Genomic DNA, 12,378 nt, shown 5'->3' with positions numbered 1-12,378 from the left:
TTTTCGATCGCGGTCGCGAAGTCCCCGCTCGTACTGGATGCTTGGCATCGGGGATGACCTGCGCGTAAACGAGACGGCAACGTGCAGCGCCGATCGCGGTACGTGGATCTTGGCGGCCCCTGTGCGTTCGTGAACGCTCGTCGGGCCGCCGGGAAGCCGCTACTCCGTGTTCATCTGCCGGGGTACTGAAGCTGTCCCGGAGCTATTTCGGGGCGGGGTCGACCCGTCCGACGGACGGTCGCTCCCGCCACAGGCGCAGCGCGGTGTCGATCAGCGGGACCCGGGTGAGGCCGGAGACGTCGTCCAGCGGATGCCAGGCGGCCATGTCGGTGGAGCCGCCGACCTCGTCGCGCAGTTCGCCGCCGACGATCCTCGCCTCGTAGACGATCCGGAGGCCGTGGTGGTCGACCTTGCGGCGGTAGCTCCACGGGACGACGTGGTGGAGGCTGTCCATGCCGAGCAGTCCGGTGACCTCGACGTGGTAGCCGGTCTCCTCCTCCAGTTCCCGTACGACGGTGTCGTTCGGGTGCTCGCCGTGGTCCATGCCGCCGCCGGGCAGCACCCATTCGTGGCCGCCGCCGGCCGCGGGTGAACGGGCCAGCAGGAGCTGTCCGTCCCGGACGCAGACGGCGTAGGCGGCGACCCTCAGCTTCTTGCGCATCCGGCAGACATTAGTGTCCCGGGTCCGGATTGGCAGGTGAGTATTCGGGGGCGGACCAGCGCAGAGGGAGCGCGGCGGGGGTCTCGACCGCCCCGGTGAGGGTGAAACGCACCCTGCGCTCCCCGTCCTCGTCGAACTCCGGCCGTGCCTCGCCGGTGAGCTGGAGGGTGGTGCCGGTGGTCCAGTCGAGGAAGAGGAGTCCGGCGCGGGGGTCGGCGAGGAGGTTGCCGAGGCTGAGGAACATGGCGTTGCCGGTGTAGTCGGGCCAGACCAGCTCGCGGGGTGACGTCACCCGCACGAAGCCGGGGTTGCCGCCCCGGTGGCTGGCGTCGGCGCCGTGTCCGTGGACGGTGGCGAGGAAGAAGGTGTCGGCCGCCGCGATGAACCCGGCCTGGGACGGGGTCAGTTCGGTGCCGGGCCGGGGGCAGGCGGGGGCGCGGTCGGCGACCGTCTCGTAGGACTCCCTCCGCTGGATGTACTTGGGGCAGTTGGCGAAGACCCGCTCGGCGTCGATCACCGACCCTCTTTCCGTACGCCGGAGCCGGCCGTCCACTCGCATACGGCGGCGGGTGCGGGGGTCGAGGGCGATCGTGCCGACCGGAAGGTCGTCGGCCTCGGCGAGGGCCCGCGCGAGGGGGTCGTCGGGGCGGGGGGCGCCGGTGATCGAGATCCGGTGCGGGCCCGTGGCGCGGACGAAGCCGGGGGTGCCGGTGAGCGGGGACGCCCACACCCGGCCCGTCGCGGGGTCGGCCGCGCCCAGGATCAGCATCGGCTGGATCTCCAGGAAGGCGGCGGCCACCGGTTTGATGCCCTGGCCGATGATCCGGCCGACGTGGTCGGCGAACTCCCGCACGCCGACCCGGTCCTGCACGGCGCGGGAGCCCGCGTGATAGGTCTCCATGGCCTCAGCGGCTGCCATGGCTAGAAGAAACCGCAGGTCGGGGCGGAGGAGTCGGGGGCCGGGGCTTCTTCCGCGCCGGTCGGCACCGAGATCTCCAGGCGGGTGCCGTCCGGGTCGTGGAAGAAGATGCCGCCCGAGGTGCCGCCCTCGCGGTGGGCGACCACACCCTCGTACGCGAACTCGGCGCCGTAGGCCCTGAGCGCCTCCTCGTACCGCTGGACCCGCTCGATCGAGTCGGCCGCGAAGGCGAGGTGGTGCAGGCCGGCGCGGTCGCTGTCGTACGTCCCCCGCGCCTGCTGCCAGAGGGTGAGCACGGGGTGGCCGTCGCCGTCGCCGTCGCCCAGGAACGCGTACCGGCGGTCCCGCTCCTTGCCCTCGGCGAGGACCGCGAAGCCGAGGACGTCGCGGTAGAAGGCGAGGGAGCGGTCGAGGTCGGTGACGTTCAGGCCGGTGTGGCCGAGGTGCAGGGTCATGGGAAGCCCTTCGCTGGTATAACCGTTGTCAGTGACTTTAACGGTTAGAGCCGGAGGGGGCAACCGGTCACGTACTCTTGAGCGGTTAGATCGGAAGAGAGGCACCCGCCATGCCGAAGCCCGCACCGAAGCCGACGCCCCTCACCGAGGACCCCCGGCCGCTCGTCGGCGAGCCGCTCGCGCTCGACCTGCTCAACACGTGGTGGATGCGGGACGGAGTCCTCCAGGACCTCCTCGCGCTCCCGGGCGGACTCACCGTGTGGCTCCGGTCGAACGGCCTCGACGAGCGCTTCCCGGCCGACGCCGTCACCCTGACGCACCTCCACAGCACACGCGCCGCGCTCAAGCTGGCCCTGGACGACGGCCGCACCGGCGACCTCGACGCCGTGCTCGGCACGGGACGCATCCGGCCCACCCTCACCGCCGAAGGACCCGGCGAGCTGCCCGAGTTCGACGACCCCGCCTGGGGGCCCGGCTGGCTCGCCGCCCGCAGCTATCTGGAGCTGCTCTCCGCCCCCGACCGCATCCGCCGCTGCGCCCACGAGGCCTGCGTGCTGCGGTTCTTCGACACCTCGCGCAACGGCACCCGGCGCTGGTGCTCGATGGCGGCCTGCGGCAACCGCGCGAAGGCGTCCCGCCACTACGCACGGACGAGCACCCCGAGCCAATAGGGGGTTTTCCCCATACGTTCATAGCGTTTCGGTCAACACTTCCCAAACAACCGTCCCTTGGGTAAAGCTGTGCCCTCGTCCGGCACTGGATTTCTTCACCTACAAGGGATGCCGATGACCCTCTCCCACCAGAGACGCGTGGCCCGAATATCCGTGGCCGCCGGTCTCGTCGCCGCGCTCTCCGCGGCCGGGCCGATACCCCTGGCCTTCTCCGCCGACTCGCCTTCCGCCACCGCGCCCGCGGACCCGACCGTCAAGTCCGCCGCGGCCAAGCTCGGTTCGGACGACGCCGACCTCCTCGCCACCGCCAAGGCCGACGGCGACAAGAACGTCACGATGATGATCGCCACCGCGCCGGGCGCGACCGAGCAGGTCGCCCGGCAGCTGGACGCGGTCAAGGGCGGCTCCGTGGGCCGCACCTACGACAAGCTCGGCTACGTCCGCGCCACCGTCCCGACCGGCAAGGCCGACTCGGCGATCGCCGCCGCCTCGAAGCTGTCCTCGGTGCAGGCCATCGACCTCCGCCAGGAGATCGCCCTCGACGACCCGACCCCGAGCGCGGACACCGCGAAGGGCGCCGCCAAGGCGACGGGCAGGGCAACCTACTCCGCGCCGAACAAGAACACCCCCGCCGCGAACCCGTACAACCCGTCCTTCGAGACGGGCGCCGTCGACTTCGTGAAGAAGAACCCGAAGGCGGACGGCCGCGGCATCACCATCGGCATCCTCGACTCCGGCGTCGACCTCGGCCACCCGGCGCTGCAGAAGACCACCACCGGCGAGCGCAAGATCGTCGACTGGGTCACCTCCACCGACCCGATCGTCGACGGCGACCAGACCTGGCGCCCGATGGTGACAGCGGTCTCCGGCCCCAACTTCACGTATGACGGCGCGAGTTGGAAGGCGCCGACGGGGTCGTACGAGATCAGCACGTTCAAGGAGTCGTACACCACCGGCGGTGACGCGGCGGGCGACGCGAACCGCGACGGGGACACCACCGACTCGTGGGGCGTCCTGTACGACCCGGCGGCCGGCACGGTGACGGTCGACCTGAACAACAACCACGACTTCGGCGACGACACCCCGATGAAGCCGTACAAGGACGGCTACCAGATCGGGTACTTCGGGACCGACAACCCGGCGACGGACGTCGTCGAACGGCAGCCGTTCGTCGTGCAGATCAGCAAGGACGTCCCGATGGACCCGTACGGCGGGTCCTGGGTCGGCAAGACCGCCGACTTCGTCAACATCGGTGTCATCGAGTCCGAGCACGGCACGCACGTCGCCGGCATCACCGCCGCGAACGGTCTGTTCGGCGGAAAGATGAACGGCGAGGCGCCCGGCGCGAAGATCGTGTCGTCCCGCGCCTGCACCTGGACCGGCGGCTGCACCAACGTGGCGCTCACCGAGGGCATGATCGACCTCGTCGCCAACCGCGGTGTCGACATCGTCAACATGTCCATCGGCGGCCTGCCCGCGCTGAACGACGGCAACAACGCGCGCGCCGCGCTGTACACGCGGCTCATCGACACCTACGGCGTGCAGCTCGTGATCTCGGCCGGCAACTCCGGTCCCGGCGCCAACACGATCGGCGACCCCGGTCTCGCCGACAAGGTGATCTCCGTCGGCGCCTCCATCTCGAAGCAGACCTGGGCCGCCAACTACGGCTCGCAGGTGGCGACTTCGTACCAGCTGCTGCCGTTCTCCTCGCGCGGCCCGCGTGAGGACGGCGGCTTCACGCCGACGCTCGTCGCGCCCGGCGCCGCGATCAACACCACCCAGACCTGGCTGCCGGGCTCCCCGGTCCCCGAGGCCGGGTACACCCTGCCGGCCGGCTACTCGATGCTCCAGGGCACCTCGATGGCCTCCCCGCAGGCGGCGGGCGCCTCGGCGCTGCTGCTGAGCGCCGCGAAGCAGAAGCACCTCGCCCTCACCCCGGCGACCCTGCGCACGGCGCTGACCTCGACGGCCGATCACATCAAGGGTGTCCAGGCCTACGCCGAGGGCGCGGGCCTCATCAACATCCTGGACGCGTGGAAGTCCATCAGGAACGGCGCCACCGCCCACGAGTACACGGTCAAGGCCCCCGTCGACACCGCGATCGACTACGCGCTGAAGACCCCCGGCTTCGGCACCGGCCTCTACGACCGCGAGGGCGGCCTCAAGGCCGGCGCGAAGAAGACGTACGACGTCGTCATCACGCGAACCACCGGTTCCAGCAAGCCCGTCCGGCACGAGCTGAGCATCGCGAACAACGCCGGCGGCACCTTCCGGATCGTCGGCTCCGACGAGGTCAGGCTCCCGCTGAACCAGCCGGTCACCGTCAAGGTGCAGGCGGCGCCGAAGAGTTCGGGCATCAAGAGCGCGATCCTTGAGGTCGACGACCCGCGGACCGAGGGCGTCGACAAGCAGATCCTCGCCACGGTCGTGGTCTCCAAGCCCGTCAACTACACCGTCCACGAGTCGAGTTCGGTGCAGCGCAACAGCACGCAGTCGTACTTCCTGACCGTCCCCGAGGGCGCCAAGGCCCTGGAGATCGCGATGAGCGGGCTGAAGGACAAGAGCCAGACGCGGTTCATCTCGATCCACCCGTACGGCGTCCCGGTCGAGGACACCGGCACCCCGTACTGCTACAACAACTACCTCGACGGCAACGGCTGCAAGCCCGACGTGCGCTCGTACGCCGACCCGCAGGCCGGTGTCTGGGAGATCGAGGTCGAGGCGCGCCGCACCTCGCCGCTGCTCGACAACCCGTACAAGCTCGACGCCACCGTCCTCGGCGCGGTCTTCGACCCGGAGACCGTGACCGTGCCCGAGGCGAAGGTCGGCACCCCGGCCACCGCCTCCTGGAAGGTGACCAACAAGTACGCGGCCCTCACCGGCACGCTGAAGGGCGGCCCGCTCGGCTCCTCGCTGACCGCGCGGCCCACCATCACCGAGGGCGTCACCCAGACGACCACGGTCGACGTGCCCGCCGGCGCCACCTCCCTGAACGTCGCCATCGGCAACGTGTCGGACGCGGCGGCGGACCTGGACCTGACGGTGAAGGACGCCACCGGCAAGGTCGTCGGCACCTCCGCCGACGGCGACTCGGAGGAGGCGGTCACCATCGCCAACCCGGCCACCGGCACCTACACGGTCGAGGTCGCCGGCTACTCGGTGCCGTCCGGCTCGACCGCGTACGACTACCGGGACGTGTTCTTCTCCCCGGCGCTCGGCACGGTCGGCGTCGACGCCTCGGCCCCGGTGAAGCTCGCCACCGGCGCCTCGGCGACGGTCTCCGGCAGCGTCACCGCCCTGGCCCCCGCCCCGGCGGGACGCGAGTTCTTCGGCCAGGTCCAGCTGGTCAACGCGCGCGGCACGGTCGCGGGCCTGGGCAGCGTGAAGATCGAGAAGGTCACCTCGTAGCGCTGATACGACGGTGAGGGGGGCGGGCGTCCGTGCGGGCGCCCGCCCCTCGCGCGTTCAGCCGGGCGGGCAGGCCGTGTGCAGGGAGCCGGGCAGCGCCTCGGCGATCCAGGCGCGGTTCGCGGCGACGCGGGTGTCGCCGACGGCCCAGAGGCTCGCGTTCTGCCTGCCCCGGCCGACCGCGACCAGTACGTGCTGGCCCGCGCGCGGCTTCGGGTCCGCTCCGCCGTCGAGGAGGAACGACACCTGGGACGGGCTCCTGGCGGGCTTGAAGGAGCGGATCACGGTGAGCACGACCGTGGTCCACGGATCGTCCGCCCGTGTCTCCACCCGGGCCACCGTGCCCTCGACGACGAGCCGGTCGCAGGCCAGCGCCGCCTCCGGGTCGGCGGGTGGCGGACCGTCCCCGGACATCCTGGCGGAGGCGTCGGACTTGCCCTGGGCGGCCGAGGAGTCGGCGGTGGCACCACCGTCGTGGGCGCCGAGCCAGGCGACCCCGGTGACCAGCCCGGCGATCACGGCCGTGGCGAGCGTGCCGTAGGCGAGGACACGCAGAACGGGATGGCGGCGCCGGGCCGGGCGGGTCAGGGTGGATGGACGGGCCGGGCGGGCCTGGACCGAACGGGTCACGGGGTGCGGTGCCGTCGGCGCGGCGGGTGCCGACAGGGCCTCCCCGATGAGGCCCAACTGCTCCCGCAGCAGGGCCACTTCGGCCGTCGCGGACGCGTGTTCGGCCATGAACCCGGCGTCCGCGCGGGCCGCGTCCGGCAGCGGTTCGCCCGTGATCGCGGCCATCAGCGCGTCCACGCCGTCGTGTTCGTTCCGCTCCGCGGCCACCTCACACCACCTCGTCCTCGTGCAGGCGGTCGCGCAGCGCGCGGACCGCGGAGTGCAGCCGGCTCTTGACCGTGCCTTCCGGGATGCCGAGTTCCTCGGCGATCCCGCGCACGGACAGGTCGGCGAAGAAACGCAGGACGAGGACCTGGCGCTGCTGGTCCGGCAGTTCGTCCAGGCCCTGCGCCACCGCCAGGGACAGCACGCTGGTGTCCTCGCCGGAGGGATGCTCCAGCCGACGCAGGGAGGCCAGCCGCTCCCCCACCCGCTCCTGCCGGCGCTTGGCCCGGTGCCAGTCCATGGCGAGGTTCGAGGCGACGACCGCCGCCCACGCCGACACGTCACGCGGCGCCTCGTCGCCCTTCGCCGCCCGCTCCAGCAACCGCAGCCGCACCTGCTGGACACCGTCCGGCAGATCCGCCTGCGGCACCCCGCCGAGCGCGAGCACCGCCCGTACCCGGCGTTCCTGGGCCGGGTCCAGAGGATCGTCCCCCTCCTGGACCCGGCGGGCCTTCCTGCGCAGCACAAGCCACCCCCCTCACCGCGTTTCCTCTACGACGCGGCAGAGGGCGGAAACGTTCGGCGGAGACCCGAAGCATGCCCGAGAACCCCGAGAAGCCCGAGGAGTGCGTCACACCGGCCGGGCCGCGTCCCACTCCTCGGGCATGCGCGGCAAAGAATTGGACAGGCACACCAGGATCGGCAGGATGATGGAAATGCCGCAGACATGCACGGATGCGTACGGACACATGAAGGAGTCGCTGTGAGGGTCGGAATCGTCGGAGCCACCGGTCAGGTCGGCACGGTCATGCGCAGGATTCTCGTGGAGCGGGACTTCCCGGTCACCGAGCTGCGCCTGTTCGCCTCGGCCCGTTCGGCGGGGACGGTCCTGGACGGCGTGACGGTGGAGGACGCGGCGACCGCCGACTACTCCGGGCTGGACATCGTGCTGTTCTCGGCGGGCGGTGCGACGTCGAAGGCGCTGGCCGAGAAGGTCGCCTCGCAGGGCGCGGTCGTCATCGACAACTCCTCCGCCTGGCGCAAGGACCCCGACGTACCGCTGGTCGTCTCCGAGGTGAACCCGCACGCCGTCGCCGACCGGCCCAAGGGGATCATCGCGAACCCGAACTGCACGACGATGGCCGCGATGCCGGTGCTGAAGCCGTTGCACGCCGAGGCGGGGCTTGAGGCGCTGGTCGTCGCCACGTACCAGGCGGTGTCCGGGTCCGGGCTCTCCGGTGTGGCCGAGCTGCACGGGCAGGCGCTGAAGGTCGTCGCGGACGCGGACAAGCTCACGCACGACGGTTCGGCGGTCGACTTCCCGGAGCCGCAGGTCTACAAGCGGCCCATCGCGTTCAACGTGCTGCCGCTCGCCGGGTCGATCGTCGACGACGGGCTGCACGAGACCGACGAGGAGCAGAAGCTCCGCAGCGAGTCCCGCAAGATCCTGGAGATCCCCGGCCTCAAGGTCTCCGGCACCTGCGTCCGCGTCCCGGTCTTCTCCGGGCACTCCCTCCAGGTCAACGCCCGGTTCGCCCGTCCCCTCTCCGTCGAGCGGGCCACGGAGCTGCTCGGCGGGGCGCCCGGTGTCGCCCTGACCGACATCCCGACCCCCCTCCAGGCCGCGGGCCAGGACCCGTCCTACGTCGGCCGCATCCGCGCGGACGAGACGGTCGAGCACGGGCTCGCGCTGTTCATCTCCAACGACAACCTCCGCAAGGGCGCTGCGCTGAACGCCGTCCAGATCGCGGAGCTGGTGGCCGCCGAACTCAAGAGCTGACCGGGGACTCTCCTCGACCCCGCCGGAGCTCCGCCCCGAACCCCGTTCCGGGGGCCGGGGGCGGAGCCCCCGGGAACGGCGGGCTGTGGGATGGACGTCCGTGGGAGGACACCCGGAGCACGGCGGAGCCCCGGCACGCCCGCTCACCGGCGCGTACGGACATCGCGCTCGCCTCACCTCCCGTGGAAGGATGGCGCAACCCACACATAACGAGGAGATGACCGCGTGCCTGGCACAAACCTGACTCGCGAAGAGGCGCGGCAGCGGGCAACGCTGCTCACCGTTGACTCGTACGAGATCGATCTCGACCTCTCCGGCGCGCAGGAGGGCGGGACCTACAGGTCCGCGACGACGGTGCGCTTCGACGTGACGGAGGGCGGCTCCGAGTCCTTCATCGACCTGGTCGCCCCGACGGTCCACGAGGTGACGCTGAACGGCGACCCGCTCGACCCCGACGAGGTCTTCAAGGACTCCCGGATCGCGCTCCCGGGACTGCTGGCGGGACCCAACGTCCTGCGTGTCGTCGCGGACTGCGCCTACACCAACACCGGTGAGGGTCTGCACCGGTTCGTCGACCCGGTCGACCAACAGGCGTACCTCTACACCCAGTTCGAGGTCCCGGACGCGCGCCGCGTGTTCGCGAGCTTCGAGCAGCCCGACCTCAAGGCGACCTTCCAGTTCACGGTGAAGGCGCCGACCGGCTGGACCGTCATCTCCAACTCCCCGACGCCCGAACCCCGGGACGACACCTGGGTGTTCGAGCCGACGCCGCGCATCTCGACGTACATCACCGCGCTGATCGTCGGGCCGTACCACAGCGTGCACAGCGTGTACGAGCAGGACGGGCAGAGCGTGCCGCTGGGCATCTACTGCCGGCCCTCGCTCGCCGAGTACCTCGACTCGGACGCCATCTTCGAGGTCACCCGGCAGGGCTTCGCCTGGTTCCAGGAGAAGTTCGACTACGCGTACCCCTTCAAGAAGTACGACCAGCTGTTCGTCCCGGAGTTCAACGCGGGCGCGATGGAGAACGCGGGCGCGGTGACGATCCGCGACCAGTACGTGTTCCGGTCCAAGGTGACCGACGCCGCGTACGAGGTGCGCGCGGAGACCATCCTGCACGAGCTGGCCCACATGTGGTTCGGCGACCTCGTGACCATGGAGTGGTGGAACGACCTGTGGCTGAACGAGTCGTTCGCCACCTACACCTCCATCGCCTGCCAGGCCTACGCCCCCGACTCGCGCTGGCCGCACTCGTGGACGACGTTCGCCAACTCGATGAAGACGTGGGCGTACCGGCAGGACCAGCTGCCGTCCACGCACCCGATCATGGCCGAGATCGGCGACCTGGACGACGTCCTGGTCAACTTCGACGGCATCACGTACGCGAAGGGCGCGAGCGTCCTCAAGCAGCTCGTGGCCTACGTCGGCATGGACGAGTTCTTCGCGGGCGTGCAGGCGTACTTCAAGCGCCACGCGTACGGCAACACGCGCCTGTCCGACCTGCTGGGCGCGCTGGAGGAGACCTCGGGGCGCGACCTGAAGACCTGGTCGAAGGCGTGGCTGCAGACCGCCGGGATCAACGTCCTGCGCCCGGAGATCGAGACGGACGCGGACGGTGTCATCACCGCGTTCGCGATCCGCCAGCAGGCCCCGGCCCTGCCCGCCGGCGCCAAGGGCGAGCCGACGCTCCGCCCGCACCGCATCGCCGTCGGCCTGTACGAACTCGACGAGGACACCGGCAAGCTGGTGCGCGACGAGCGGCTTGAGCTGGACGTGGACGGTGAACTGACCGCCGTGCCGCAGCTGGTGGGCAAGCGGCGTCCGGACGTGGTCCTGCTCAACGACGACGACCTGTCGTACGCGAAGGTCCGTCTCGACGAGCAGTCCCTCGCGTTCGTCACCGAGCACCTCGGCGACTTCGAGTCCTCGCTCCCGCGCGCGCTGTGCTGGGCCTCGGCCTGGGACATGACGCGGGACGCCGAACTCGCCACCCGTGACTATCTGTCGCTGGTCCTGTCGGGCATCGGCAAGGAGTCCGACATCGGTGTCGTGCAGTCGCTGCACCGGCAGGTGAAGCTGGCGATCGAGCTGTACGCCGACCCGGCGGCCCGGGAGACCCTGCTCGCCCGCTGGACGGACGCCACCCTGGCGCATCTGCGGTCGGCCGAGCCGGGCGGCGACCACCAGCTGGCGTGGGCCCGCGCGTTCGCGGCGACGGCCCGTACGCCGGAGCAACTCGACCTGCTGGAAGCCCTGTTGGAGGGCACCCAGACGATCGAGGGGCTGGCCGTCGACACCGACCTGCGCTGGGCGTTCGTCGAACGCCTCGCGTCCGTCGGCCGGTTCGACGAGTCGGAGATCGCCGGCGAGTACGAGCGGGACAGGACGGCCGCCGGTGAGCGCCACGCGGCGACCGCCCGTGCCGCCCGCCCGACCGCCGAGGCGAAGGCGGAGGCCTGGGCGCAGGTCGTCGAGTCAGACAAGCTGCCCAACGCCCTTCAGGAGGCGGTGATCTCGGGCTTCGTGCAGACGGACCAGCGTGAACTCCTGGCGCCGTACACGGAGAAGTACTTCGCCGCCGTCAAGGAGGCCTGGGACACCCGGTCGCACGAGATCGCCCAGCAGATCGCGGTCGGCCTCTACCCGGCGGTCCAGGTCGCCCAGGACACCCTGGACCGCACGGACGCCTGGCTGGCGAGCGCCGAGCCCAACGCGGCCCTGCGCCGTCTGGTCTCGGAGTCCCGCTCGGGCGTCGAGCGTGCCCTGAAGGCCCAGGCCGCGGACGCGACCGCGGCGTAGCCGGTCCCGTCACGGCCACCAGGGGCGCCCGGCATCGTGCCGGGCGCCCCTTCGCGTGCGCCGCTCAGCCCGGGAACATCCCGCCGGTGACGTTCACGAACGTGCCGGTGATGCCCGCCGCGTGGTCGGAGGCGAGGAACACGGCGGTCGCGGTGATCTCCGCGAGGGTGGGGTTGCGGCGGGTCATCCGCAGGGTCGACAGCTGGTCGAGGATGCCCTGGACCGCGGCCTCGTTGAGGTCGGGGTTGACCTTGCCGAGCTTCTCGACGGTCAGGGTCTCGGGGACGCCGGCCGCCCACAGTCCTACGGCGCGCACCCCGCGCGGGCCCAGCTCCATCGCCAGATTGCGCACCAGGCTGTCGGTCGCCGCGTCGGCGGGGCCGGTGCCGCCCATCATCGGACTGCCGTGCGCGGAGCCGCTGTTGAGGGTCAGGACGACACCACGGCCGCGTTCGGCCATGCGGCGGGCGGCGGCGCGGGCGGTGATGAAGTTGGCGCGGGTGCCGTTGATCACCGGCGCGAGGAAGGCGTCGACCGGCATCTCGGTGATCGGGAGTCCCTGCACGTCGCCGCGCGAGACGAGGTTGAAGGACACGTCGATGTCGCCGACGCGGGCGAGGTGCTCGGTGACGGCGCTCTCGTCGAGGGCGTCGACGACGGCCACCTCGGCGTCCTTGATGTCGGCGGCCACGGCCTCCAGCGTCTCCCGGGTGCGTCCCACGAGGTGGACGCGGGCCCCTTCGGCGGCGAAGGCGCGGGCGACCGCACTGCCGATCGAGCCTGCGGCGCCGTAGACGACCGCGGTCTTGTCGGTGAGCAGCATGGTGGTTCTCCTTGCGGGTCGTGGGTCG

10 protein-coding genes are annotated in these 12,378 nt (G+C 71.2%); 4 read left to right on the top strand and 6 right to left on the bottom strand.

The annotated features are described in order from the left end of the window. Nucleotides 1-202 precede the first annotated feature (202 nt). Genes ACIPTO_RS12980 through ACIPTO_RS12970 form a run of 3 tightly spaced genes read right to left on the bottom strand, consistent with a single transcriptional unit; the run spans nt 203 to nt 2,035 of the window. Nucleotides 203-661, bottom strand: a complete 459-nt coding sequence (locus ACIPTO_RS12980; RefSeq protein ID WP_401191321.1) for an NUDIX hydrolase — start codon at nt 659-661, stop codon at nt 203-205. Nucleotides 662-671: 10 nt separating this feature from the next. Next, complete coding sequence (locus ACIPTO_RS12975) at nt 672-1,562, bottom strand: pyridoxamine 5'-phosphate oxidase family protein (RefSeq protein WP_401192115.1); 891 nt, start codon at nt 1,560-1,562, stop codon at nt 672-674. Nucleotides 1,563-1,582: 20 nt separating this feature from the next. Continuing rightward, nucleotides 1,583-2,035 (bottom strand): VOC family protein, encoded by a 453-nt coding sequence (locus tag ACIPTO_RS12970; RefSeq protein WP_401191319.1) that lies wholly within the window; start codon nt 2,033-2,035, stop codon nt 1,583-1,585. Nucleotides 2,036-2,145: 110 nt separating this feature from the next. Between ACIPTO_RS12970 and ACIPTO_RS12965 the strand changes: the two genes are divergently transcribed. Together ACIPTO_RS12965 and ACIPTO_RS12960 are read left to right on the top strand one after the other, a co-directional pair. After that, nucleotides 2,146-2,706, top strand: a complete 561-nt coding sequence (locus tag ACIPTO_RS12965) for a CGNR zinc finger domain-containing protein (protein WP_401191317.1) — start codon at nt 2,146-2,148, stop codon at nt 2,704-2,706. 114 nt (nt 2,707-2,820) lie between these two features. Next, nucleotides 2,821-6,114, top strand: coding sequence for a S8 family serine peptidase (locus ACIPTO_RS12960; protein WP_401191315.1), 3,294 nt, complete (start codon nt 2,821-2,823; stop codon nt 6,112-6,114). A 57-nt stretch (nt 6,115-6,171) separates the two neighbouring features. On the opposite strand, the gene ACIPTO_RS12955 is transcribed toward ACIPTO_RS12960, so the two are convergent. Next, nucleotides 6,172-6,951, bottom strand: a complete 780-nt coding sequence (locus ACIPTO_RS12955; protein ID WP_401191313.1) for a hypothetical protein — start codon at nt 6,949-6,951, stop codon at nt 6,172-6,174. 1 nt (nt 6,952) lies between these two features. Further along, on the bottom strand, nt 6,953-7,474 hold the full coding sequence (locus ACIPTO_RS12950) for a sigma-70 family RNA polymerase sigma factor (RefSeq protein WP_401191311.1): 522 nt from the start codon (nt 7,472-7,474) through the stop codon (nt 6,953-6,955). Between the two features lie 237 nt (nt 7,475-7,711). Here ACIPTO_RS12950 and ACIPTO_RS12945 point away from each other — a divergent pair, with 237 nt between their 5' ends. Together ACIPTO_RS12945 and pepN are read left to right on the top strand one after the other, a co-directional pair. After that, complete coding sequence (locus ACIPTO_RS12945) at nt 7,712-8,728, top strand: aspartate-semialdehyde dehydrogenase (RefSeq protein WP_401191309.1); 1,017 nt, start codon at nt 7,712-7,714, stop codon at nt 8,726-8,728. 225 nt (nt 8,729-8,953) lie between these two features. Then, nucleotides 8,954-11,527, top strand: a complete 2,574-nt coding sequence (pepN, locus tag ACIPTO_RS12940) for an aminopeptidase N (protein ID WP_366313455.1) — start codon at nt 8,954-8,956, stop codon at nt 11,525-11,527. A gap of 64 nt (nt 11,528-11,591) precedes the next feature. Here pepN and ACIPTO_RS12935 read toward each other — a convergent pair whose 3' ends face one another. After that, a complete protein-coding gene (locus ACIPTO_RS12935; protein ID WP_401191307.1) occupies nt 11,592-12,350 on the bottom strand; it encodes an SDR family NAD(P)-dependent oxidoreductase in 759 nt (252 codons plus the stop codon). Between the last annotated feature and the right edge of the window lie 28 nt (nt 12,351-12,378).

Origin of the sequence: Streptomyces sp. NPDC090083 (genome assembly GCF_044747445.1) — a bacterium.
GTDB lineage: Bacteria > Actinomycetota > Actinomycetes > Streptomycetales > Streptomycetaceae > Streptomyces.
The sequence above is the reverse complement of the archived record's forward strand: the minus strand, read 5'-3'. Positions and strand labels throughout refer to the sequence as shown.

Bases quoted from the DNA above. Each gene is read 5' to 3' on its own strand.
- ACIPTO_RS12980 (WP_401191321.1), bottom strand. From the start codon at position 661: ATGCGCAAGAAGCTGAGGGTCGCCGCCTACGCCGTCTGCGTCCGGGAC.
- ACIPTO_RS12975 (WP_401192115.1), bottom strand. From the start codon at position 1,562: ATGGAGACCTATCACGCGGGCTCCCGCGCCGTGCAGGACCGGGTCGGC.
- ACIPTO_RS12970 (WP_401191319.1), bottom strand. From the start codon at position 2,035: ATGACCCTGCACCTCGGCCACACCGGCCTGAACGTCACCGACCTCGAC.
- ACIPTO_RS12965 (WP_401191317.1), top strand. From the start codon at position 2,146: ATGCCGAAGCCCGCACCGAAGCCGACGCCCCTCACCGAGGACCCCCGG.
- ACIPTO_RS12960 (WP_401191315.1), top strand. From the start codon at position 2,821: ATGACCCTCTCCCACCAGAGACGCGTGGCCCGAATATCCGTGGCCGCC.
- ACIPTO_RS12935 (WP_401191307.1), bottom strand. From the start codon at position 12,350: ATGCTGCTCACCGACAAGACCGCGGTCGTCTACGGCGCCGCAGGCTCG.